General features: G+C 43.6%; 18 protein-coding genes. 8 read left to right on the plus strand and 10 right to left on the minus strand.

Annotated elements, in window-relative coordinates; all coding sequences use genetic code 11:
• Positions 1-130: 130 nt before the first annotated feature.
• Positions 131-1,207, plus strand: coding sequence for a serine hydrolase domain-containing protein (locus ABIE50_RS20945; protein ID WP_209858278.1), 1,077 nt, complete (start codon positions 131-133; stop codon positions 1,205-1,207).
• A gap of 54 nt (positions 1,208-1,261) precedes the next feature.
• Here the strand turns inward: ABIE50_RS20945 and ABIE50_RS20950 are convergent, their stop codons facing one another.
• Positions 1,262-1,831 (minus strand): dihydrofolate reductase family protein, encoded by a 570-nt coding sequence (locus ABIE50_RS20950; RefSeq protein WP_209858280.1) that lies wholly within the window; start codon positions 1,829-1,831, stop codon positions 1,262-1,264.
• Positions 1,832-1,992: 161 nt separating this feature from the next.
• Between ABIE50_RS20950 and ABIE50_RS20955 the strand changes: the two genes are divergently transcribed.
• Positions 1,993-2,208 (plus strand): hypothetical protein, encoded by a 216-nt coding sequence (locus ABIE50_RS20955; RefSeq protein WP_209858282.1) that lies wholly within the window; start codon positions 1,993-1,995, stop codon positions 2,206-2,208.
• Positions 2,209-2,542: 334 nt separating this feature from the next.
• Here the strand turns inward: ABIE50_RS20955 and ABIE50_RS20960 are convergent, their stop codons facing one another.
• Entirely contained in the window at positions 2,543-2,995 is a 453-nt protein-coding gene (locus ABIE50_RS20960) for a hypothetical protein (RefSeq protein WP_209858284.1), read from the minus strand.
• A gap of 229 nt (positions 2,996-3,224) precedes the next feature.
• Here ABIE50_RS20960 and ABIE50_RS20965 point away from each other — a divergent pair, with 229 nt between their 5' ends.
• Positions 3,225-3,560 carry a helix-turn-helix domain-containing protein gene (locus ABIE50_RS20965; RefSeq protein ID WP_209858286.1) on the plus strand — a complete coding sequence of 112 codons (336 nt, stop codon included), beginning with the start codon at positions 3,225-3,227 and terminating at the stop codon, positions 3,558-3,560.
• A 57-nt stretch (positions 3,561-3,617) separates the two neighbouring features.
• On the opposite strand, the gene ABIE50_RS20970 is transcribed toward ABIE50_RS20965, so the two are convergent.
• From ABIE50_RS20970 to ABIE50_RS20980, 3 genes are all read right to left on the minus strand, one after another.
• Positions 3,618-4,016 carry a hypothetical protein gene (locus ABIE50_RS20970; RefSeq protein WP_209858288.1) on the minus strand — a complete coding sequence of 133 codons (399 nt, stop codon included), beginning with the start codon at positions 4,014-4,016 and terminating at the stop codon, positions 3,618-3,620.
• 126 nt (positions 4,017-4,142) lie between these two features.
• Entirely contained in the window at positions 4,143-8,570 is a 4,428-nt protein-coding gene (locus tag ABIE50_RS20975; protein WP_354028100.1) for a DUF6443 domain-containing protein, read from the minus strand.
• A 26-nt stretch (positions 8,571-8,596) separates the two neighbouring features.
• A complete protein-coding gene (locus ABIE50_RS20980; protein WP_209867492.1) occupies positions 8,597-9,607 on the minus strand; it encodes a hypothetical protein in 1,011 nt (336 codons plus the stop codon).
• Between the two features lie 634 nt (positions 9,608-10,241).
• Between ABIE50_RS20980 and ABIE50_RS20985 the strand changes: the two genes are divergently transcribed.
• Positions 10,242-13,550 (plus strand): hypothetical protein, encoded by a 3,309-nt coding sequence (locus ABIE50_RS20985; protein WP_209867490.1) that lies wholly within the window; start codon positions 10,242-10,244, stop codon positions 13,548-13,550.
• 202 nt (positions 13,551-13,752) lie between these two features.
• Here the strand turns inward: ABIE50_RS20985 and ABIE50_RS20990 are convergent, their stop codons facing one another.
• From ABIE50_RS20990 to ABIE50_RS21005, 4 genes are all read right to left on the minus strand, one after another.
• Positions 13,753-14,364 (minus strand): SIMPL domain-containing protein, encoded by a 612-nt coding sequence (locus ABIE50_RS20990; RefSeq protein WP_209867489.1) that lies wholly within the window; start codon positions 14,362-14,364, stop codon positions 13,753-13,755.
• Positions 14,365-14,393: 29 nt separating this feature from the next.
• On the minus strand, positions 14,394-14,819 hold the full coding sequence (locus tag ABIE50_RS20995; RefSeq protein ID WP_142687436.1) for a hypothetical protein: 426 nt from the start codon (positions 14,817-14,819) through the stop codon (positions 14,394-14,396).
• Between the two features lie 116 nt (positions 14,820-14,935).
• Positions 14,936-15,577: a response regulator gene (locus tag ABIE50_RS21000; protein ID WP_209867487.1), complete on the minus strand. Its 642-nt coding sequence runs from the start codon at positions 15,575-15,577 to the stop codon at positions 14,936-14,938.
• Positions 15,567-17,483, minus strand: coding sequence for a tetratricopeptide repeat-containing sensor histidine kinase (locus ABIE50_RS21005; protein WP_209867485.1), 1,917 nt, complete (start codon positions 17,481-17,483; stop codon positions 15,567-15,569). Before ABIE50_RS21005 ends, ABIE50_RS21000 begins: the two co-directional genes overlap by 11 nt.
• Before the next feature lie 205 nt (positions 17,484-17,688).
• On the opposite strand from ABIE50_RS21005, the gene ABIE50_RS21010 reads away from it, so the two are divergent.
• Both ABIE50_RS21010 and ABIE50_RS21015 read left to right on the plus strand, forming a co-directional pair.
• Complete coding sequence (locus tag ABIE50_RS21010) at positions 17,689-18,435, plus strand: alpha/beta fold hydrolase (RefSeq protein ID WP_209867483.1); 747 nt, start codon at positions 17,689-17,691, stop codon at positions 18,433-18,435.
• 67 nt (positions 18,436-18,502) lie between these two features.
• Positions 18,503-19,420 (plus strand): helix-turn-helix domain-containing protein, encoded by a 918-nt coding sequence (locus ABIE50_RS21015; RefSeq protein ID WP_209867481.1) that lies wholly within the window; start codon positions 18,503-18,505, stop codon positions 19,418-19,420.
• Between the two features lie 39 nt (positions 19,421-19,459).
• Here the strand turns inward: ABIE50_RS21015 and ABIE50_RS21020 are convergent, their stop codons facing one another.
• The gene (locus ABIE50_RS21020; protein WP_209867479.1) at positions 19,460-20,728 is read right to left on the minus strand and encodes an alpha/beta hydrolase family protein; all 1,269 of its coding nucleotides are present in this window, start codon (positions 20,726-20,728) and stop codon (positions 19,460-19,462) included.
• A gap of 353 nt (positions 20,729-21,081) precedes the next feature.
• On the opposite strand from ABIE50_RS21020, the gene ABIE50_RS21025 reads away from it, so the two are divergent.
• On the plus strand, positions 21,082-22,413 hold the full coding sequence (locus ABIE50_RS21025) for a PQQ-dependent sugar dehydrogenase (protein ID WP_209867477.1): 1,332 nt from the start codon (positions 21,082-21,084) through the stop codon (positions 22,411-22,413).
• Between the two features lie 103 nt (positions 22,414-22,516).
• On the plus strand, positions 22,517-23,527 hold the full coding sequence (locus ABIE50_RS21030; protein ID WP_209867475.1) for an alpha/beta hydrolase family protein: 1,011 nt from the start codon (positions 22,517-22,519) through the stop codon (positions 23,525-23,527).
• Positions 23,528-23,544: the final 17 nt, after the last annotated feature.

The following is a 23,544-nucleotide window of genomic DNA, read 5'->3' on the forward strand; positions in this document are numbered from 1 at the left end:
TCGGCAAATTTAATAATTCCCTTTTACATGCCAAGCCCTGTTACCCCCTGCTTTTAGAATATTCTTGTATCTTCATAAAAGAACATTGGTGCAGCAGTGTGATTTCCTGGTTTGAAAATAACTTCCCTACATGAAAAGGATCGGCATCATCATCGCCTCTTTTGTGATATACGCCTGCTGTTCAGCGCAGGAGCTGAACAACAATCCCATGAAAACCCAACTGGATTCTGCCGTGGATCGTTCAGCAAAATTATATTTAAGTAAAACAGGACGGGTAGGCATATCTGTTGGGATAATACATAAACAGCATCACTATCGTTATAACTACGGGCAAACGGCTCCGGCATCAGGCGTACCAACCCGTTCCAACTCAATTTATGAGATAGGATCCATTACCAAAACGTTTACAGGCCTGCTGGTGGCCCATGCAATTGGCGAAGGCAAAATGAAACTGGATGAAGACATCCGTAAGTACCTGCCCGGAAATTTCCCCGGGCTTCATTACCCTTCGGGAGAGCCCGTGCGCGTAGGGTATTTGCTTAGTCATACCGCCATGTTTCCCAATAGCTTTACAGGCGGCGATATATCCGTTCCGATGACGGAAGCTTCTTTCCTGGATCACCTGCAGCAAATCAAACTGGATAGCCTGAAAACATTAAAGTATGCATATTCCAATGCCGGCTACCAGCTACTGGCCTATGCGCTGGAGCATATTTACCAGGCAGACTATGAAACTTTGATCAAACGTTATATCACCGCTCCCCTGCGTATGACCAATACATTTGTAAAGGCCCCTGCTCAAAACGCACAGGTACTTAATGGTTATACCGCCAGTGGTGAAAAAGCCGCGCCAGTGCCCACTTCCTTTCCGGGTGCAGGTGGTCTTCATTCCTGTATAGACGACATGCTGAAATATGCCGGCTACCAGCTTGCTGAAAAAGATGCTGCGGTAAAGCTTACCCACCGGGTTATTTACGGCAACGTGGAGCAAGACGCAGTGGGCTTTCAATGGTCGATCGGCAGGACAAGGAATTGGGACTATTATATCAGGATAGATGGAGGCACTAATGGCTTCCGTAGTTTTTGTTCCTTATACCCCATTGAACAGGCAGCCATTATCCTGCTTACCAATGAAAAAGACGACGATGCTGGCGGCGATCTTTACCGGTTTACCACCAGCATATTGAAAATACTGAAGTCATCCTGACGAATTATCCTTTTATGCTAACCCCGGCAGGCTTACAAATATCCCGGTGAAAAATTATTTCTTTAGCGGTCCAAGGTGTTTATAAGTATTGATAAGCAAACCGGTGGGCGTTGACTTCGTGTCAACAAAAGCAAGCTCCCGGGCGTTGATACTGTCGGATAATATGCGTTTACCGCGACCAAGTAAAACCGGGTAGGTAATGAGCACCACCTCATCTGCCAGGCCCTGGTCAAGCAGCATGGACGTTAACGTGGAGCTTCCCACAACGATCAGATCGGGACCATCCGTTGACTTGAGATCGTGGACCGCCTTTACAATATCCCCGTTCAATCCCTTTACAGGTCCCCATTCCAGGCTATCGGGCCGGTGGGTTACTATGTACTTATTTGCGGCGTTTATAGCATTTGCCATGGGGAAATTCCCCGCATTGGGCCAAAAGCTGCTAAATATATCGTAGGTATGGCGGCCAAGCAGCAGGTCGAAGTTTGGCCCGTATGCATTAAAGAGGAGCTCCGCACCAGCAGGACTACGATAGGGAGTGGTCCACGCGCCATAAGTATAATCGCCATCATGTTCTATTACGCCATCAAGCGAAATGTGCTCAAAAATTCTGATCTTTCTCATTTTGTTTTAATTTGTTTGATTACAGTTCAAATTTAGTGAGGATCAGGAATACGCATGAGGTACGATTGCGACAATATAGGGGTATTTTTAACCACTAACGTGAGCTGTAGCTTGAACAGCTTTATATTCATATATTGCAAACCTGGTAAAAATATAACAGTATGAGCTGGAATTATAGAGTAATGAAAAGAAAAAACAAATCTGGCGAATATGAGTTTGGGATCTATGAAGTATATTATGACGAGGAAGGTAATATTGAAAGTTGGACAGAAAACCCGGTTACACCGGTTTGTTCATCCGGAGATGGCTTGTTGTACGAATTGAATTTAATGATTGACGCTTTGAAAAAGGATATTTTAGTTTATAGGGAAGATTAGCCCGTTAAGATAAATTCAATTAAACAGGTGGTATTTAACCAGCTACTCAAAAATCGGATGTAATCCACAAGCGGTATGGGTCACACCCGAATAAATATATTTCTACCCGGACAATACCGTATAAATTAAATGGTATGACCTTAGGCGAACATATAATGCTGTTGTGTAAGCAACAAGGCTTATCCCTGGCGGATCTGGGCAAACAGATCGGAACCTTTGGTGATATCATTGGACGTTATGAGCGCAATCCCATCTCATGCCCCCTTCCATTAAGAAAAGGCTGCATCATTTATTTATGATACAGCCTCTATTTAACAATCATTTCAAGGCACTGCTAGAAGGATATCACTTTTGTCTGTATAATAGCATATTGCTTTGTTGAGTTATTAAAAGATATTACATACTCTTTCCCACCTCCAAAAGAAAAGTTAGCTCCTTGTGTTCCTTGGGATACTACATAATCATTTAATGATATAACTAGGTTCCCCTTATTGACCCGTATGGGATTAATTTGTATAGCGTGCAATGAGGGTCTGCCCTTTAAAAAGGTAACTGCACTATCTCCTAGTGTTACAATGTGACGACCGTCTAATTGCTCCGGTAATTCTACAATGTCTGCATTCATAACAAAAATAGTATCCTTGGCAACTACTGCTTTTCCCTTTATGCGGCCTTCTGAAGCTATGATATGCTTCTTCAATGCCATCACATACAGCTTACCCGTATCATCATCCTGAGCATTGAATAATATAAATACTGTTGATAGAATAATAACTATAGATTTCATTTACTTCTTTTTAAAAGTACTAATAGGAATAGTCGCTAGCACACCTGTTCTATTATAGATATAAATGGTTTGTTTTGTTCCCATGTGGAAAAATATTTTATAGTACCAATTGGTAACAAAAGTGATGGATTGGTTTTAATTAGCCAATACTTATTTATTTTGACTAGCACAAATAAGTAACTAAATTTGTTACCCCCCTGCTTTTACAGGGTACTTAAAGTACCTTTTTATGACTTTTGGTGAACACATTGCTACGCAGCGTAAGCAGCTTAAAATATCCCAGGACGAACTGGCTAAAAGAGTGGGAACTTCAGCGCCCATTATTGGCCGCTATGAACGTGGGGAGATAAAGCCCTCTATTGAGATGGCTAAAAAAATTGCAGATGAATTGGGCGTTACCGTGGATTACCTGATTGGTGGCTCTACCAGCATGGTACTGGATAAAAAAATACTTAAACATATTGAAGATATTGAAGCCCTACCGAATGAGGAAAAAGAAAAAATTTATTACTTCATCGATATGGCTATAACTTATAACAAAACTAAAAAAGCATACTCTCGCTAAACAGAACGTGACGCAGGGCATGCCTGCGCCACGTTTACAGCATCTAAAAAATAATCATTATTGATTAGAGGTCAAGGTAAGACTGTTAATAGCATAATTATAAACCTCCACCTCTCGATTTTTTACATTCAAATAAATAACGAAAAATTTCTCCTTCCCTATTACTTTTAACCCAAATAGCCTGTTTTTAAAAAATTCTATCCCGTTAAGTTTCTCCAATAACCCTGCCTTACTACATAATACTTCAAAATCAGTGTACGATAAATTCAAGCTTTGTTTATCAACTCCAATAGTATCAAAAGGCTGGTATAATAGCACAATTTTTTGACCTCCTTTAAAAGCTAAAAGATGTAAAAAATAGTTATTGATTGTCAGCTTACTATTTTGTAATCCTTGGGGAACTTGAATCACAAATTTTTTATCGGACACCCGCTCTGAGTCACGATTTATTGTCATTTCATTACTATTGACAAACCTCGTAAATAATTTATGCTGGTTCGAACCATCTATCCGGAGATGTTGTGCTATTGAACACTTTATAAAAAATAGTATCAGTAACAAAATATTTACACATCGCATATATTACTCATTTGCTTTTTTAACCGCTTTTTTCAATTGATTATAATCTACCGGCGTACCAACTTGTCCATTTGAATTATAGAACCCCACTTGTTTAGTAACTGTTGTGGTTGTACGTGAGTTCCCTCCCAATTGATCCGTATAAGTAGTTTTCTCCACGCTGTAGCCAAGAACCACACTTGGACTGTTATTATTACCGTCTTTACCGTAGCTACTTTTATCAGCATTAGAGGGGCTGGGAGCTCCTACTCCTCCATCTATTATCTCTCCTTTAGCATCTTTGCTATTGGGATGGGTATGCACATCATAAGACGTCTGCTTCCCTTTATCTTCTAATTCACCATAATTGGTAGATAGTTTCACACTGGCTTCTTTACCCTCTTTCATTGACGAAACAGAACCATCAGTTGCAACTACAAAACCATGTTCCTTTCCATTACTTTCCGTTAACCCATAAGCTTGATCCATAGCAGAGATAACATCATTTGAAGGCATGTTAACTACTTCACCTTTTGCAATAGATTGATCTATGTCACCTGTACTCTTACTGTTGGTTAATACAAGCTTTTTATCAGTACTACCATCATCAACATGTTTAACAAGTTTGCCTTTTAGATTAAAATAATCCGTAAAGGGAGCCATTCCATCAGGATCAATAAATCTTATTGGATTATCAAAGGCATAATTATAGGGGGACCATCTGCGCATCTTATCTGCCAAAGGATCTAACACGTGCCACCTTCCTATCTGCGCATCATACATCCTTGCCCCATAATCATATAACTCAAGCCCGGATCCATCCCCGAACTCTTTACTCTGTAGCTCTTTTCCATTATACTTCAACCTGTTCTCAGGGTAATTCGCGCCTTTGAGCGCATTAGAACTAATCCCCGCCATCGTCAACCCAAACGGATAATAATGCGTTTCCTCCAGCAACGGTCCGGAATTAACCCCTAACAGTACATTATCAAAGAACACATCCTGGGTGCCTTCATTGCTGGTATACACATACAGGAAACCAGATTTATCCATCACCATCTTATCCTGGCTAAGCGTCTGCAACTGATCCGGCTCGGCTTTTACCTGTTTCACCCCACTATTCTTATCCACTAATTTAAACTGATCATCGAACAAAACAAAATTCAGGTAAGCTTTGGGCCGGTCGGCATTGGGCTGATCGGCATCTCTTTCTTTCAGCCGCCGGTAATCATTGTTATAAAAATTGCTATTGAAAGGTGTCATATTACCACTACCGGCTACTCCATGCGTACCATCAGGGCTGCTGCCTCCGTTAAAAGCCTGTACCAGGTCTGCCAACATATTTTCGGCTGTAGAAGTAGCTGGTTGCTGGTCTTTGGGACCACCTGATTTATAAAACGCTTTAGCGCTCAGCTGGATCGTATCTCCTGCCATTACCCGCAATACAATGGAAGGCCCTATTTTCTTGCCTCCGTTGGCGGCAGTCAATTTTGCTACAGATGCGTTGCTACCGGCACTTTCATCGGCTGGATAGCCTGCCGGTTTAGCTGTTCGGGAGTTATCTATGTTGCTGAACAAAGCAGTTTCCGTAGGTGCAGCGGCTGTTTCCATGGTAGCTGCATACATAGAGAAATCCGTTTGCTCTGTTAATACCATACGGGTATTTCCCAGGTGATCCTTTACAAAATAGTCATACTTGAATGCCAGCGGCTGCCCTGTGGCAAAAACAGCGCGTACCCGACCTTCTTCGTGACCTAAAAACTGTAAGCTGTCATTCTGGTATACAAAAGCACCTATATAGTCTGTGGTTGTAACTTTGGCAGGGGTAACAGTATTGTCGGTAACGATTTTCCTGAGCTTACTACCCGAGGCGTCGTACTGGTATTTAATCACGCCCTTTCCGGTGATAGTAATACTCTCAGGAAGGTTCAGATGATTATAAGTAATGGCAGTGATGTTTTTATTATTGTCCTTTGTCAGGTTGCCGTTCGCATCATAAGTATAATCGGCCGTTTCGTTATTGGTGATCTCCTTAAAGTCACCCAGCTGGCTCTGGGCGTTGTTCTTGCGGTCGGTTACAAAAGACAATTTATTACTGCTGGTATTATAACCATATTTCAGGCTATCCAGGGTGAGTATCGTCACTCCATTCATGCCTATCTGGTTCATGGTTTGGATATTACCATTGGCATCGTAAGCAAGACCGTTTACTGAAAAATTCTTCTGATCGCTCGTCCAACCGGTGCTACCAGTGTTTTGCTGGGTAAAATCGGCTTTTGTTAAGCGATTCACTTTGTCATAACCATATCCATAAGCCCTGCCTACACCATCACCCCGGCTTTTCCATTTAGCGCCGGCAATATTACCATTAAACTGCGAACTGGTAAACCCGTAATCATAACTCAGGTCCTGCCCAAACCAATTGGCAGTGCTTCCTGCAGTTGGAATGAAATCTTTATTGATACTCTTCAGCCAACCACGGATATTATATTCATAATTCAGCGTTTCTAGTTGTGTGCTTGTAGTCACCCCTAAACGCTTTCTCTTTAATTGTCCTAACTCATCATATTCATTTACGGCTAAGGTCTTTTCCTGCGCCAGAACATCATTCAGCATCTTTTTAATACTTACCAGGCGGCCACCTGCATCATAATTCATGATGGTACGTACCGTTATCTCAGAAGTAGTGCCGCTGCGCTGATTACGATGCCGCTGATAGGTACTTAACAGCTTTCCGTTAAAATCATATAAGTTGTTGGTTACATCATATCCTCCGCTGATATTGTCTGACAGCACCTGCATTAGGCGGCCCTTGTCATTATAATAATGGGTGGTAGTAAGCCATTGATCAGTTCCCAGCACCCTTACCTTTGTTCCGGTAACCAAACCTTTAATCATGCTGCTGGCAGTGCCAGGCAAAACTTCCGAATATAAATTATCGCCCGGCTTAGGCTTGTCAATATCCCGGGTGTCATATGCCCTGTTACCTGCAAATCCATAACTATCATAATAAGTGTAAGTTAATGGTGTTAATTTATTAGCCGGAATATTGGGTAGCGGATTGGTAGCCGTAATAGCAGTGGCGCCTCCTGTGACGGCGGTATTGATTTCAGCCGTCATCGACGCACCGGTACCCGAGTCAAAGCCATCAGTCAAGGTAATACTATTCGTTGCCTGGAACAAAGGAGTTGTGCCATCATAGGATGCGAGCACCAGATCCGCAGTACCGGGGAAAGTATAAGGGATAGATTGTGTATTACTGGTAGCAGTACTCATAGTGGCCTGCAGCGCCTCCCTGGTACTGCCGTCATTATACAAGGCCGTCATGGTCGGACGGTTTAATCCATCATAAAACGTAACCAGCCAGTTCACCCCCTTCATATTGCCATCCCGGGAAAAAGCCAGCCTGTCCCTTACATCATACACCATCTCAGTGGAGTCCGCACCCGGCACTTTCTTAACAATCATGCGGTTACGCCCATCATAACGATACATAAAACAAAGTTCTGCAGCTATGGCTGTGCTGATAGTCCAGTTGCTGATGATAGCCTCCACAGCTTTCGGAGGTATTACAAAGCGTAGGTTACCCAGATCGTCATAAGCATAATAGGTACAGAGCCATCCCATATGACCAGTGCCCGGATTGTCTGCCAGCTGAACTTTCTTCAGTACCACCCTATCCTGCTTATCCTTATATTCCACCATCTGGCCGCCAGCTTCATCGGTAGTGATATTTTTAAATAACTGCCCCGCAGCATATATACGTCCCGCCACACTGGTGGGAATAATACCCCCTACCGCAAAATCCCAGATACGTACCGAATCTGAGGCCGTATTTATCAGATACTGGTTACCTATACCGCGGTTGCCGCCGCGCTCCACGGTAGTCGGGTCATTCTTTGCCCAGCTGTTACCTGGTGCATATGTTTTAAGTACCCGGTTCAATGGCGAAGCTTCATAGTCAACCCTATTGTAATATACGTTTTCTCCTGCCGCGCCAGGCGCCATGGTAGCGTTTTGATAAAAAGCCTTCTGCCAGTTAAAAGGATCTGTTTTAAACTTACCATCACTGGTATTACCGCTTTGCTGTACATAAGGCAGGTATTTAAACTGCTCCCGTCCAAAAGCATCATACACAACAGGTGTCACTACATCTTTCCCGCTGATGCTAATTCCTTTAGAAACCGTTTGCAGGGGACGTCCCAACCCGTCAAAATACTGGGTCACTTGCCGCACCTCTGTTACCGGCCGGCTGGGTGATGCTACATAAGCCGTATCAGTGGTAGGAAGCGCCGGCTCCCAGGTACGCACATAGTTAATTGTGGGGTTGGTATAGGCTCCAGGAACAGCAACCGGAACTGCAGCCGGTCGGGCGGTGACATCAGGCTTATTCTGTGCCTGCGTTATCACTACAAAGCCCATTAACATTACAATCAGATATAATTTACACATAGTATCAGATTCAATAGGGATAACAACTAATTACTTTTTTTCAGCGCCTTTTTTAAAGCCTCTAACTCCGCACGCTGAGCAATACTCTCTTTCTTCATCTCGATCATATACAAAGTCAGCTCCTCGATCTTCTGCAGGAGTTTCTTATTCATCTCCCCGACATCTAATCCTTCTGTTTCCACCTCATTCGCAGAAGGTATTTCCGGCAGATGCCTGTTTGTCTTGATAAAACATTCCACTTCTTGTAGTGTAGGCAACTCATAATCCGGATGGAACACAAAATCCGCCCAACTTCCCTGCGTAACCTTCATCCTTTTCGCTCCAATAGTACCTTCTACGGCTAGCTTATAGCTCCCGGGAGCAGTAGTGCCAATTCCAACATTACCGGCACTATTGATTGTCATCCTGATGGTGGCAGCAGCACTCAACCTTCCGGTTTCGAAATAGAGATTACTGCCAGCATTGGCGGCTGAAATATGCAGATCATTGTAACTCTCAATCACATTCTTCCTGCGATATTCTATCACAGGAAATACAGTACTCGCGCTTCCGATATACAATAAAGAATTTGTAACTCCTTTGTTCTCCAACCTAACAAAATTATCAGCAGTGCTATCTGACGTTTCCACGCTTAATCGCGCGCCTGGTGCGATTGTTCCGATCCCCACATAACCGTTGGGCTTAAAAACCATCCATGGCGATGCGTTGGCCGCATCTGCCGTAGTGTTTCCACCTATATAGGCATATGTAACAGTTCCATTTAATCCCAGTACACCAAAAGAGGCAAGTTTTCCGGTACTGTTATAAGATATACCAAATTCCCTGGCCCAGGTACCTGCGAAATTAACATCCATGTTTATCCCATATGGATATCCACCAGGATTAGTAAGTTTAATGTTCCCACCATTTATGTGCAACAAAGCCGAGGGCGAGGAAGTTCCTATTCCCACGGGACCGGATGATGGAAATAAATTCTGTGAGTTGGCAGTTAACACGCAAAGGAACAACATAACAATGCTCAGAAAGAATAACTTCATAGATATTATGTTTATTGTATCTACAACAAAAAAATTTAACTTTACATCTCATAATTCGACACCGTAATATACAGTATTGGTGATAGTATTGTCCCATACACCAATGTTAACCCTATACTGTTCATATCTTGTAATCTAATGTCATATTTATTTTCCCGGACGGCAATTCTTTTAAAATTATCGGGTTCAAGAAAGGGAGTGTTAACAATACTTTGAACAATTTCATCGGTACAGAAAATTTACTAAAGGGCTAAAAGCTAGTTAATTCAACAATAAAAATTCAAAATAAAAATACATACAATTCACCATATTCTCAAACAAACAATTGAAAATAAAACATTTTCCAATCTCAAACAGCCACTATATGGCTCAGCAAGCCTGTTAGCAATTCCAATTTGGCACAGAATATTAAATTTATATGAGTTGGCATTTTTTAAAAGGAAATAACTATTTTCGCTACAAACTATAATCCTAACCGTATAGCCTATACCAAGATGATATATGTTAACCTGAGTTATACCTTTGTTCTTTTAGCAAATAATTAAAATTCTCTGGGCATTCCCCTTCTTTTATACAACCTGGATGTTAACATAGCTATTCAATATGAAATAATAACATTATACTTATATTATCTATGAAGAAGATTCTTACGAATTTATTTGGCTGTTTATTTCTTCCATTTTTTCTGAAAGCACAATCTGAGGCCGTAACTTTGCCTAAGTTGATTGCCCCATCACCGGAAGCTGCATCCATAACAAAGTATGGTATATATCCAGTCAATCTATTCACTGGTCTTCCCACAATCAGTATTCCTGTTTACAATATTTCAGTCCGGAATTTCACGTTGCCCATCTCATTTGATTACCACGCCTCTGGTATAAAGGTAGATGACTACGCAAGTTGGGTGGGAATCGGCTGGAATTTAAACGCTGGTGGCGCCATTACCAGAACAGTAATGGGGGTTCCGGACGACGACTCTTATGGCTCATTTTACTATCCGATAAAAAGAGAAAATACTATTACAGGCGATGACTACAACAATCTGCTTGATATCACAGATAGGAAGAGGGATAGCGAACCGGATATCTTTTACTATAGTTTCGCAGGTCTGTCGGGGAGATTCGTATTCGGACCCAATAAAGAAATAAGATCAATACCTCATAATAACCTAAAGATTTACTACAGCGGTGGCATTTTTTCTGTAATTGATAATAATGGAACTACATATTGGTTCGAACAAAAAGGTATCAGTTCTTCTTATCCTGAATTTGATGGTATTAAATATTGGCCTGTTACAAGTTGGTTTCTAACCAAAATTATTCTTGATAACAAAGTGGATACCATTTCATTGACCTATGCCGAATCCGCCCAAGGCAGAAGGCAAACAATTGATTATAGCTTATCCCTGGGACGTACTCCGAAGCTCGTACCAATGTCATGTCCTGACGGCACATCCGGGTGTCAGTATGTTAGTTTTAGCTCATCATTCGTTCCTGTAAGAAGTGTCAACTATCAGGAATTTCAGGATTACTATGTAGATAAAATCACTTTCCCCGGTGGAAAGATCAGGTTTGTAGCCGGTAAAAGCGAACGCTTGGATTTTGGGGGGCTAATACTGGATTCGATTGTTGTGGAAAATAATACAAGGTCCGTAAAAAAAATGGCACTAACCCATGGTTACTTCTATTCTGATGAAGGATACAATTTCTATGCTACTACCCGGGATAAATATCGGTTAAAACTGACTGGAATCAACGAGGTGGACAACAACAAGGACTCAGTGTTACGCTATAAGATGGAATACGAAGAACAATACAAATTGCCTCCACGAATGAATTGCGGTATTGATTGGTGGGGATATAGTAACGGACATCCGGAGAATCAGCAACTAATCTCTCTTGATGAAATGGGAAGACAATATACCTACTTTGATGTTACAGGTTATACCACAACATCATCAATAAGCCCAGCGGCCAACCGCGAGCCCGATGAAAACAATATGCGTGCGGCTATGTTGAAAAGAATATATTATCCAACCGGAGGATATACAGATTTTGAGTTTGAAGCAAACAAAATCCTGGCGCCTAGAACAGAGGTGGATCCCGGTGGAAGCTATTTTATAGCTGCAAAAAAGGACGATCCTCCTAATGTTACCTATAGAACGGTTCAATTTGTATCTCCCGCAACAATTCCTACAAACGATCCACTTCCAGCAGAATTGAAATTAATCATTCCTCTATGGACAAATGCCACACAACCTTATGTTTTATTTGAGAATTTAACAACCGGAGAGTCTGTTAGATATACTACAGTGGCGGGAGAACAGGTTTCCAGGACAATAAGGGTTGCCTTAACAGCTGGTCATACATACAAAATGACAGCTAATATTTACCCAGATCCATCAGATCCCAATGATGATATTGATGACGATGTTTTGGTAACACTTACCTGGGCTGGCAGAGGTACACACCAGGTAACGGTAGTACAAAAAGGGCCTGGCTTGAGAGTAAAAAGTATCAGATCATATACTGCTGAAAATTATCTAGCAAAACAGGAAGATTATAAATATGGAGAAAATGAATCAGGCAATGGCAATGTTAGTTTCATTACCTCTTTATTTCAAAGCCGTACTTATGAACAAAACTATGATTTTTGCTGGACAGCCTCAGGATTTGATCCGAAGGTAAATCACCAATCATATTCCAGGTTGGAAATACTTAGCAGACCAATATTTTCGTACTCCGATATCGGAGGCAGCAGCATATTCTATCCTGTTGTTAGTAAGTACGAAATAGGTGCAGGAGGAGACAATGGCAAAACTGTTTACAGATATGATTATGAATTAGACGAGAAAATCGATGCGCATTATCCGGATCCCCAGTTGCTTGTCAGCGCCGGCTGGAAGAGTGGTAATTTAATATCTGAAAGTACCTATAAGAAAAAAGATAATGGATATCAATTAATATCAGAAACAAAAAACACTTACCAGACATTTTTCTTTGATACAACCTATGGTCTCAAAGTAAGACAAAAAATAATATACACAGCCGGAAGAAATTGTATTCATGAAGGGCTACCTGGTGGATACAGGTTCAGGGATGATTTCGGCTTTTTTGAATACCCAGTCGTTTCCGGTGTTAAAAAGATACTGTCCACTGTCAAAAAAACATTTACGGATATTAATGATAGTTTGTCCGTAGCCAGCAACTATAGCTACCAAAACTCATTACACTTGCTACCCACCACTATAGAAACAACAAATAGCGAGGGAACTACATCTAAAAGTATTTTCAGATATCCCCAGGACAAAACCGGCATATTAGGTATTTCAACCCAGGAGTCCATAGCAATAGATTCACTGGTAAAAAAGAATATGGTAGAGAAATTAATCGAGAAAGAAGATTACGAAAATAATGCTTTAACTCAAAAAGCACATTACGAATATAATATATGGGGTGGTACCAAGTTCTTGGTAGCGTTAAAAAAATTCAAGTTAAAAATAGGAAGTAATGCTTCTGAAGATCGCTTTGAAATATTTGATTATGATAAGTTCGGAAACATCCTTGAACAATCCAACAGCAATAATGTACATGAAGTGTATCTTTGGGGTTACAATGATCAATACCCCATCGCCAAAATTTTGAACAGCACTTACGCCACCGTAAAACCACTGATTAATCCTAACATAACACAAAATCCAGTGAGTGATATTGCATTACAAGCAGAACTTGACAAGCTACGGAGTAATGCCTCCTTAAATAGCAGTTTAATTAGTACTTATTCCTATACTCCATTGCTGGGATTATCGGGAATGAAAGATGAAGCAGGAAGGTACACTTACTATGAGTATGACGGTTTTGGAAGATTAAGGCTAGTTAAAGATCAAAATGGAAAAATTCTTAAATTAACGGACTATCAATATCAGCAACCATTAAATAAATAATATGCAATAGATACTACTTGATCTGATAATACGGGGGGCCTTGTATAGTTAAGTAGTATCTATTCCATATAAAAGAAACTAATCAGCCCCCCACTAAACAACCAAAGCCCGCAACATTGCAGTGCGGACTTTGTAATATTCCAATAAATCCTATGGTCAGCATCCAATATACTTCGGGGGGCAAAAATGGACGGAAGGCCGGCTATTCAATCGCGAAACTAACCAACAGGGAGAGATATTGATCCTCGATTGGTTTAAAGTAATAGCTCTCCTCCACCCTGATTTCCTGGGCAGTAAGATCCGTCACCATTAACACGGGCCCCAGCTTTTTATTGATGGCTTTTGCAATGATGGCAGCTTTTTCCCTGCTATTAAGAAATGCTGTCTCGAATTGTTTTTCATCTTTCACAACAGGTTTAAACTTTACCCGTGTACTTGTGATGGCGATGACGCTGCCATTGGCCAGCCTGGCAGCTTTCAGCAGTTCATCACGGGAACGGGTCTGGAAAGTATATAAACTGCCTTCCCTGAAATATTGTAATGCCTGGTAACCCAATTTATCTTCTTTAAACTGGCTTTCATTCAAACCAGCTTCCTTTGCCTTTGTGAAAAAACTCTTTTTCAGCTCTTCGAAAGATCTTTTGCTTTCTGATTCCCCATGCTCCACTGATATGGAAAAATCAATCAGGTAAGCTTCCACCTCGCGGTCTATTTTGGCGATGCCATTAACCTGGATGGAGTGGGTTTGTTGTTCCTGGGCATGGCTTCCCAATGCCGACACCAATATGATGGCGGCCAGTATTATTTTTTTCATCGCTTTAAAGTTGAGTGATAAAAGAACTGCTAGGCAATCGTAAAAAGGAAGGAGGCAACAATCATCCATGCGCCAACAATAATACCCAGTATACCTAGCTTACCCTGTTTGGGTGCCAATTGTGCCCGCACGCGCACCGCCTTTTCCCTGGCCTTTTCATTGCCGGAGAGGAATAATTTATTGATGAGCGGGAACCCGAGCAGAAAACCCAGGCATGCTTCCACCAGGCTACCTGCGGCTAATGTGGTCCACCATACAGGCGCCGAGGTAAGCCAGCCAATATTTAAAACGGCGGTTACAAGACCCCATATACCCCAGAAACAGAAAATAATCCCGATCCATCCCTGGTAAGGCTCCACGCTTGCCAGCAATTCCTTTGCGTTTGGCTTTTTAGATAAGATCAGGGAGGGAACAGCAATGATGCTCAGCAGGATTAATGTAATTCCGTAAATCATAATGTTGCATTTTTTAGTTATGGATTGTTCTGTTTTGTTATGCAACAAAGGTAGCCGGGTACGATGGGGGCTACAACATCGTATCCAGTGAAATTCAATACCCTGTTTTCAGGGGGTCAACTGAGCAGGCCGAGTTTTACAGCGTACCTGGTGAGACCTGCCAGGTTGCGCACCTTTAATTTCAGGATAAGGGTTTTGCGGTAACTTTCAATAGTATGCTTGCTGAGAAAGAGTTTGTCGGCGATCTCCTGGGTGGTGTATTCTTCCGCAATCAGCTTCAGCACATCCTTTTCGCGGGAAGTAAGCATTTCAAGGGTTTCCTTTTCCTTATTGAAAACGCTTTTGAGATATGCCTGTTTCACGGCTTCTGAGAAGTATTTCCCTCCTTTGAGGATCGTTTTCACCGCTTCCATTAACTCGTCTGAGTCTGCATTTTTTGATAAAAAGCCGTCCACATTATTCTGGATCAGCGCATCGATCATATTGCTGTCGGTATGCATACTTACCACCAGCGTGCTGATCTCCGGCCGCTTTTCCTTGATATAATTATTCAGGGTGATGCCGTCCATGTCAGGCATGCTGATATCGGTAATAACAAGATCTACCTGCTCATCCGGGTGTTGATCAAGATAGTTCATGACCAGTTTGCCGTTATGGGCATAATAGGGCACCTGGAGCTCCTGGTCTTGTGTGATCAATCGGATAAGGCCTTCCAGGAACAATTTATGATCGTCTGCAAGGATAATGTTATGCTTCATGGTATTCCTGGTTTAAAGGTATTTCAATGTCAATTACTGTGCCTTTCGAAGGGAAAGAATCGATGGTGCACACGCCGTCGAATAATTTCAGCCGCTCACGGATATTCTGAAAGCCGATGCCAAATTTCACTGTATCCATGGAAAATCCCTGCCCATCATCTTCAAACTGCAACTTCAGCATATCATCCAGGCGGGTCAGTTGTATTTCAACTTTCGACGCCTTACTGTGTTTCTGGGCATTGGTGATCAGCTCCTGGATGATCTTATAGATCTCTACTTTTAGTGAAGTGTCGATACGGTCAACTTCGTCGGCAGGAAAAGCATGGAAAGTGATAATGGCATTACCGGGTACGTTGAATTGCCTGATATAGCCTGAAATAAGCTCTGTAAAGCCCGTGTGGCTGAATTTCTGCGGAACAAGATCATGGGAAAGATCACGCACCTGGTGATAGGTATCATCTACCTGCCGGATAATGGTTCCCAACCCATTCACCCCGGTTTGGTTGGAAAGCTGCAGTTTGATGGCGGCGAGATTGCCCCCGATACTGTCGTGCAGCTCACCCGCAATCCGCTTCCGCTCTTTTTCCTGGCCGGTAACAGAGGCTTTAAGCAGCTCCAGTTCCTTATCTTTCAGCAGTGCGGCAATTTTTTGCCGGTTCATTTCCTCCATGGTGGTGTTGAGCTTACTTTGAGCCTGCAGTTTCTGGTAATACATATACAGCAATCCTACAATGGGCAGCAGGATGATAAGGAAACCGATCAGCAGACTGTATTTTATCGTTTTCTGATGGTTTAACTGGTTCTCCTTATTCAATATTTCTTTCTCTTTCTGGGCCGTTTGGTATTTTATTTCCAGCTCGTTGATCTCCCTTTTATTCTGCCTGTTCAATACCTCCTGGTAAATGCCCATGTACTGGGTCATGAGCGCATAGGCGTTTTGATAATCCCCCGTTACGGCGTGCAGGTTACGAAGACTGTTCAGTACTTTCAGCTGTGCTTCCAGGTCGTTCCATTGAAGCGCGTTAGTGTATACCAGCGACAATAAGATCTTTGCATTATCATAATCCTTCCGGGCAATCAGCAGGTCGCCCATCCTCTTTCCTGCATTGATATACAGGTCAAAAAACTGGCGCTGTTCTGCATTGTTTTTTACCTCATTGTAAATAGTATATGCCTCATCGGTTTGCCGGTTTAATTCCGCGATGATACCGAGGGTGAGCTTCGCCTGCAGTTCTTTTTTCTCCTGGTGCTGCTGCCGGAAATAAGCCAGCGCTTTCTCTGTATACTGTTTCGCCTGGGACAGGTTTTTCTTTTCCAGGAAAATAATGCCCAGCCGCTCGTACACCAGATGTTCCAGCTGCGCGTCCTGGCTGGAATTCAGCAGTTCTTTGTATGCAGCAATGGCTTTGTCATATTCGTTGCGGGCGGCGTATACATTGGCTATACCCATTTTGTTATCATTCACAGCGCTTTTGTTACCGAGAGATTCCGCGATACCGGCGCCCTGCAGGTAATAACGCAAGGCTTCGTCGTACAGCCCTTCATCATTGTAAGCGTTGGCCAGTGTAAGATAAAGGGAAACCTGGTAGGAATGTTTGTCGGCAGATGAAAGATCACTTTGGTTAAGGCCGCCGATAAGCTGTTGTGCATAAATGATCACGGAATCTGTAGTGCCGTGGGCGGTATGGAAAGCCAAAAGCGGCTGTAAGGCCAGTATTTTTTCTTTGATACCGGTAGCGGAATGAATTTTCCGCAAAAGGGAATCGGGAGTTTTTACAGGCACTTTTCCGTAACCCGTGAAAGCGGTTCCGCTTTGAGCCGGGCAGGAACAAACCGCCAGCAGACCGGCAAGAAGCAGGGCTAACGTTTTATGCAGGCTGGTCCGGGTTAATATGGCAACTTCCATGATCAGGTACAATATTTTCAGGCATGAAAGATAATTAAAGATAACATCATTGCCAATGAAGGGGTAACAGGCTAGTTGGGTTGACATTGGGGCTACTCTCCCAACCTGATATTTTGTTACAACTAAAGCAGATACGGTTAAGCCTTCCTGCTGTTCATTCCTCAATTTTGTTGTCACAAACAATTTATTTCAATCAGGCATTTTTATGAAAAAGCTAATCTTTATTCTAAGCACTGTCTTTTCTTCGTTCGCATATGGGCAACAGCATGCCCATACCTATCTTTTTGTTCCCGGGGCATGGGATGGCGGCTGGGACTATGCAAAAGTGGATGCTATTCTAAGTGCGCATGGCAACATCGTTTACCGGCCCACACTTACGGGCCTTGGGGAAAGGGTACATCTTTCCAGCCCTGGCATCAACCTCACCACCTACATCAATGATATCCTGAATGTGATCAGGTTCGAGGACCTGCATGATATCATCCTGGTAGGTCATAGTTATGGAGGCATGGTTATTTCAGGAGTGGCGGAACAGGCGCCGGACAGGATCAAACAACTGATCTACCTGGATGCGATGGTTCCCGACAACGGTGAAAGCGCAAAAGACGTGTGCGGCGACCTGTGGGAACCAATGACCAGGGGCAATATCAAAGACGGTATGTTGCTCTATCCTTTCGGCGTCACAAAGTCTGTTCCTCCTATGGATGTACCGCAGCCATTGAATACCTTTACCGAACCGCTGCAGATCAGCAACCCTATGGCCAGGAAGATCCCGGCAGCATTTCTCCAGATGACAAAAGACGGCAAAGGAAGCCCGGGCCACGATAAAATGGGAATAGATAAGGCCAGGGCAAGGAAATGGAAGATCTACACGCTTGAAGGCGGCCACTATTCAATGCGTGAGCAACCGGAAAACCTGGCAAAAAAACTGGAAGAGATCGTGCATGAGTAACGGCACCGGGAAAAAGTACCCGCATATGCTGCGGCGATCGTTAAACGTTTATAAGTAATTTTAGGGTATGGGAAACAGGGTGATCCACCAGATAAAAACGATCAGTGAATACCATAAGGTAATGGGACTGCCTAAGCCGGAACATCCGCTGATCAGTGTTATCGATTACAGCTCCATACAGCTGCCCTGCAAGGCCAGCATGGGTTTTATGTTCGACTTTTATTCCATCCTTATCGACAGGAATTTTAAGGGCAATATGAAATACGGGCAGCAGTCGGGAGATTTCGAGGAAGGTGTCATATTCTTTATGGCGCCGGGCCAGGTGTTTGAAGTGGAACCTGAAGAAGCCGCTATCCTAAACCGCTCTGGCTGGGTACTGCTCATCCATCCCGACTTTCTCTGGAAAACCCCGCTTGCAAAGAAAATCAGGCAATACGATTATTTTGGATATTCCGTGAATGAGGCGCTTTTCCTCTCTGATAAGGAGGAAAAGGCTATCCTTGCCATCATGGAAAACATGATGCAGGAATACCGGAATAACATCGACAAATTCAGTGATCCCGTGATCATTGCGCAGCTGGAGTTGCTTCTCACCTATGCCGACAGGTTTTACCAACGACAGTTCATTACCCGCAAAAGATCGGGGCATTCGATCCTTGACCGCCTGGAAGCCTTACTGGATAACTATTTAAAGAGTGAGACGCTATCCGCGGAAGGGATGCCGACCGTTAAGGAGATAGCCTCCTCTTTAAATGTTTCCCCGGGTTACCTGAGCGGCTTACTGAGGTCACTGACCGGGAAGAGCACCCAACATTACCTCCAGGACAGGCTGATTGAACATGCAAAAATGCAATTATCGACAACACATCAATCCGTGAGTGAAATTGCGTATGGCCTGGGCTTTGAGCACCCGCAGTCGTTCAGCAGGCTGTTCAAGGCAAAGACCAACCTCTCGCCTCTGGAGTTCAGGGAAAAGTTCAATTGAAGCCCCGGCTGCGTTGCTAATAAAATATATGCTTACCTGTTATTTACTGAAGAAGCGGTTGGCAAAACGGATATATTGATCCCAGTCGTAGGGCGTTATGGCATGTACGCCTTTTCGGATATGATACCCGATCGTGCCATCGCCAACCGGTTGGTTGATATCCGGCGGAACAGGCGTGTTTAATCCCTTCAGCCCATACAATGCATATACCGGGGTAGCATACCATCCGGATAAGTATTCTCCCAAAGGGTCCGCCCACTGATCTTCCGAGGCGCTGGCTATATATACCGGCCTCGGCGCAATCAATGCAATTAATTCGTGGAAATCCACAGGTAGTTCATCTTCTTTATCGTTATACTTTTTAAAATTCCCGCAAAACCAGTGAGGGAATGCCTTATTCATTACGGCAATGGTTTCGCCGTACTTCCTTCTCGTAATGGCGGCGCCTCCTTCTCCTGAATTATTGGAGATCACCAAAGCAAACCGTTTGTCCTGCGCCCCGGCCCAAAGGGCTGTTTTACCCAAACGGGAATGCCCCATCACTGTCACCCTTTTTGAATCAATATCCTTGTCTGTTTCCATGTAATCGAGCGCCCGGCTTAAGCACCAGGCCCATACGCCTATGGCGCCCCATTCATCTGCAGCAGGTTCTTTCTGCCCTTTCCTGTAAAACAATGGAGCCACACCTGCATTCACGCTATTTGCACTGTCTGGCTGAAGATCGCCATAGTACACAGTAGCCAGCCCATAGCCAGCCGCGATGATCTTTTCAACGCACCAGTCGTTGCTTTGTGTACCGCGTGAAGCTGCTGTTGCAAAATGATTTTTATAGGCAGGCTCAGGGGCATATTTAACCCACCGTTCTGAAATAAGTATTCCCGTATCGGCATTAACAGACTGGTTACCTCCAAAGTTCAATCCCAGGAACATGGGCACAGGCTTGTTTTTACTATTAGGCAGGTAGAGTAAAATATCCATGTAATATTTATCATCCCCCGAAAAATATACCCGCACCTGTTTCCGGGTAGCCGTTCCGTTTAATGCATTGCGGCTAACCGATAAAGGCACATACCTCAATGGGATATTCTTTACAGGGGTTTTGCCCTGAACATTCTTTTCAAATAATGCTGTTATTTCGGGGCGGCGGGTTTTCTCCCAACCTGCCACCGTATTTATTACTTTGCCTGATTGCGTACGCATCACATCCGGCAGGTGGTAACCGACCGCTGCCTCATTTGACTGTTGCGCAAAGCAGGCAGGAAGGATTGCCAGTTGCAAAAGAAAGCTTAGTATAATTTTTTGCTTCATGTTGTACAGATTACCGGGGTAAGATAATAATAAACAGGCATTAGCATAGAAAGCGGGTTTATACCATAAAAGCACCTTACCGGCAACTTCCCACTAATGGCTATAATTGTGTGTTACTTCAATTTAGACAGAAATGATTGTACAACTATCCTGCACTGTCATGTATTTAATAAGCATCTGTCCAGGGTCATAGAAGGTTTTTATGGCAGAACCACTTTTTCCCGGCCGGTATATTTGGGTTTGTAAACCTAACGTCTTAAATTAAGTGCTGTAAACAGTGATCATTCTTGTTTTAGCCCTGTTATTATCAGTGATGTCCTTATACGTTCATGCCACAAAATCAAGTATTTTTTATGGAAAAGATCCTGCTGTCCGCAACTTTTGCACTTGTATTAGCCGCCTTATACGGCTGTAACGGATCCGGGAAAAAAGCGGCTCCCCCCCCGTTGGATTCGCTGGAGATGACGAATAATACCCCGCCCGATTCCCTGCCCCTTCCAGGCGCCACACCATCGGTCACCAATTTCAGTAATGTAATAGGATGGGACGACGATGCCAGGCCCATTGCCCCGCCGGGTTTTGTGGTGACCAAATTTGCGGATGGCCTGAAAAATCCCCGCTGGATCTTTGTGGCGCCCAATGGCGATGTTTTTGTGTCGGAAGCCCATGCCATCAAACGGTTTACCCAGGAGCTGATCAACGCGGTAAGCGGCAAGGCAAAGTCGGAGAATAACAGCATCACTGCCAACCGGATCACCATGTTCCGCGATACCGATAACGACGGGCATCCCGACGAGCGCTATACGTTTATGAAAAACCTGAACCAGCCCATGGGGATGCTGGTGCTGAACGATAAATTTTATGTAGCCAATACCGACGGGCTGATGCAATATCCCTATCAGCCTGGCATGACCAGTATCAAGGCGGAAGGAAAAAAGATCCTGCCATTACCTGCCGGCGGATATAATAACCATTGGGCCAGGAATATAATTGCCAGTGAAGATGGAACCAAGTTATATGTTTCCGTTGGCTCAGGCACCAATGCAGCCGAGCATGGTATGGAAAATGAAAAGAACCGGGCGGCCATTTTAGAAGTGAACCCCGACGGCAGTAACATGCGGATATATGCCAGCGGATTGCGTAACCCCGTGGGTATGGACTGGGCTACGGGCACGCATACACTCTGGACAGTAGTAAATGAACGGGACCAGCTGGGCGACGACCTGGTACCGGATTATTTTACCAGCGTAAAAGACGGCGGTTTTTATGGCTGGCCCTATTCTTATTTCGGCCAACATGAAGACCCGGCTTTCAAAGGCCAGGCAACAGAGCTGGTAAAAACCGCCATAGTGCCGGATGTGCCTTTGATAGCCCATACGGCTTCGCTGGGCCTTGTTTTTTACAAAGGCAATATGTTCCCTGAAAAATACAGGAACGGCGCCTTTATAGGACAACATGGATCATGGAACCGCACCCACCTGGCAGGTTATAAGGTCATTTACATACCTTTTAAAGATGGCAAGCCTGCCGGGGAAGCGGAAGATTTCCTGACCGGATTTATCGCGGATGAAGGTAAGAGCGAGGTACATGGCAGGCCGGTAGGTGTAGCGGTTGCAAAAGACGGCGCATTGCTGGTAGCAGATGATGCGGGCAACAGCATCTGGAGGATAAGTGTTAAAAAATAAATTAGCCTCCAACCAGGCATTATTCATATAAAAAACTGTTAAAATCACAGACTCTTATTTACCGGGCAGTTGAATGGGTTATTTTTATTCAAATATCTCCACAATGAAATATCTCCCGGTTGTACTGCTTATAGGTATATTAACCTTATCGTTGGCCTGTAAAAAAGAAGATGCATTAAAGGGAATAGATAAGACCGCGTTATTTGCGGCACCAACAACAACGGAAATCAACGCGGTGCAGCAGTTATGGTCAGCGCGCAATCTGACCCCTTTAAACATAACGACCGAAGAAACACACGTCATCAATGCAAAATTATCACTGCATATTATTTCCTTTGAATTATCCGGCGCAAAGGAGTATGCAGCAGTACTGGTTCCGGTGACGGATCACCCGCTGCCGGTAATGTTTTATGTGGGGGGATACGGAACGGAACAGGAACCGGTAAATTCGATAAAAATAGGATTGACGGATGATCAATTACCGGTAATCTACGTGGTGCCATCCCTTAGGGGTCAGTACGTCAGCGTGGAAATAAATAATGTGGTCTATAAATCACCCTTGTCGCAGGGGTCACGCTTCGATGCGTTTGACGGAGCAACCGATGATGTGATCGCCACGTTAACGGCTGTTGGCAATGTATTTCCACTGGCAGACACGGGAAGGGCCATGATCCGGGGTGGCAGCCGCGGAGGTACAGTGGCACTCCTGGCCGGGGAACGCGACGGACGTTTTAAACGGGTGGCGCCTGTTGCATTTAATGTTGATTTTATCGGGCTAACGGCACAGTTATATAATGACCGGACCTACAAAGAACAGTTTTTAACCGGCCTGGTTAATGGCACTATGACCATAGCGGAGACGCGGCAATTAATGATCGCCTCCTCTCCTCTTTATTTTTGCAGCCGCTTACCGAAAACACAACTGCATTGCGGGGAAAAGGACCGCATCACACCGGCTTCACAGGGAGAATTATTATTTAACCGCATGAAAGATCTTGGGCTGGAAGACAAAGTGAAATTATTTATCTATCCTGATCGTACACACGATGATATTACTACCAATAATACTGAACTGCAAACAAGGATCAATCAGTTTTTCGGTGAGTTATGGTAATGGGGGTAATGCGGGTT

The sequence above is a fragment of the Chitinophaga sp. OAE865 genome, from assembly GCF_040546735.1.
GTDB lineage: Bacteria > Bacteroidota > Bacteroidia > Chitinophagales > Chitinophagaceae > Chitinophaga > Chitinophaga polysaccharea_A.

Coding starts and splice junctions, on each gene's coding strand:
- ABIE50_RS20995 (WP_142687436.1), bottom strand. CDS start 14,819: ATGATTTACGGAATTACATTAATCCTGCTGAGCATCATTGCTGTTCCC.
- ABIE50_RS20950 (WP_209858280.1), bottom strand. CDS start 1,831: ATGAGAAAGATCAGAATTTTTGAGCACATTTCGCTTGATGGCGTAATA.
- ABIE50_RS20955 (WP_209858282.1), top strand. CDS start 1,993: ATGAGCTGGAATTATAGAGTAATGAAAAGAAAAAACAAATCTGGCGAA.
- ABIE50_RS21005 (WP_209867485.1), bottom strand. CDS start 17,483: ATGGAAGTTGCCATATTAACCCGGACCAGCCTGCATAAAACGTTAGCC.
- ABIE50_RS20980 (WP_209867492.1), bottom strand. CDS start 9,607: ATGAAGTTATTCTTTCTGAGCATTGTTATGTTGTTCCTTTGCGTGTTA.
- ABIE50_RS21020 (WP_209867479.1), bottom strand. CDS start 20,728: ATGAAGCAAAAAATTATACTAAGCTTTCTTTTGCAACTGGCAATCCTT.
- ABIE50_RS21025 (WP_209867477.1), top strand. CDS start 21,082: ATGGAAAAGATCCTGCTGTCCGCAACTTTTGCACTTGTATTAGCCGCC.
- ABIE50_RS20960 (WP_209858284.1), bottom strand. CDS start 2,995: ATGAAATCTATAGTTATTATTCTATCAACAGTATTTATATTATTCAAT.
- ABIE50_RS20985 (WP_209867490.1), top strand. CDS start 10,242: ATGAAGAAGATTCTTACGAATTTATTTGGCTGTTTATTTCTTCCATTT.
- ABIE50_RS20970 (WP_209858288.1), bottom strand. CDS start 4,016: ATGACAATAAATCGTGACTCAGAGCGGGTGTCCGATAAAAAATTTGTG.
- ABIE50_RS20990 (WP_209867489.1), bottom strand. CDS start 14,364: ATGAAAAAAATAATACTGGCCGCCATCATATTGGTGTCGGCATTGGGA.
- ABIE50_RS21010 (WP_209867483.1), top strand. CDS start 17,689: ATGAAAAAGCTAATCTTTATTCTAAGCACTGTCTTTTCTTCGTTCGCA.
- ABIE50_RS21000 (WP_209867487.1), bottom strand. CDS start 15,577: ATGAAGCATAACATTATCCTTGCAGACGATCATAAATTGTTCCTGGAA.
- ABIE50_RS21030 (WP_209867475.1), top strand. CDS start 22,517: ATGAAATATCTCCCGGTTGTACTGCTTATAGGTATATTAACCTTATCG.
- ABIE50_RS20965 (WP_209858286.1), top strand. CDS start 3,225: ATGACTTTTGGTGAACACATTGCTACGCAGCGTAAGCAGCTTAAAATA.
- ABIE50_RS20945 (WP_209858278.1), top strand. CDS start 131: ATGAAAAGGATCGGCATCATCATCGCCTCTTTTGTGATATACGCCTGC.
- ABIE50_RS20975 (WP_354028100.1), bottom strand. CDS start 8,570: ATGTGTAAATTATATCTGATTGTAATGTTAATGGGCTTTGTAGTGATA.
- ABIE50_RS21015 (WP_209867481.1), top strand. CDS start 18,503: ATGGGAAACAGGGTGATCCACCAGATAAAAACGATCAGTGAATACCAT.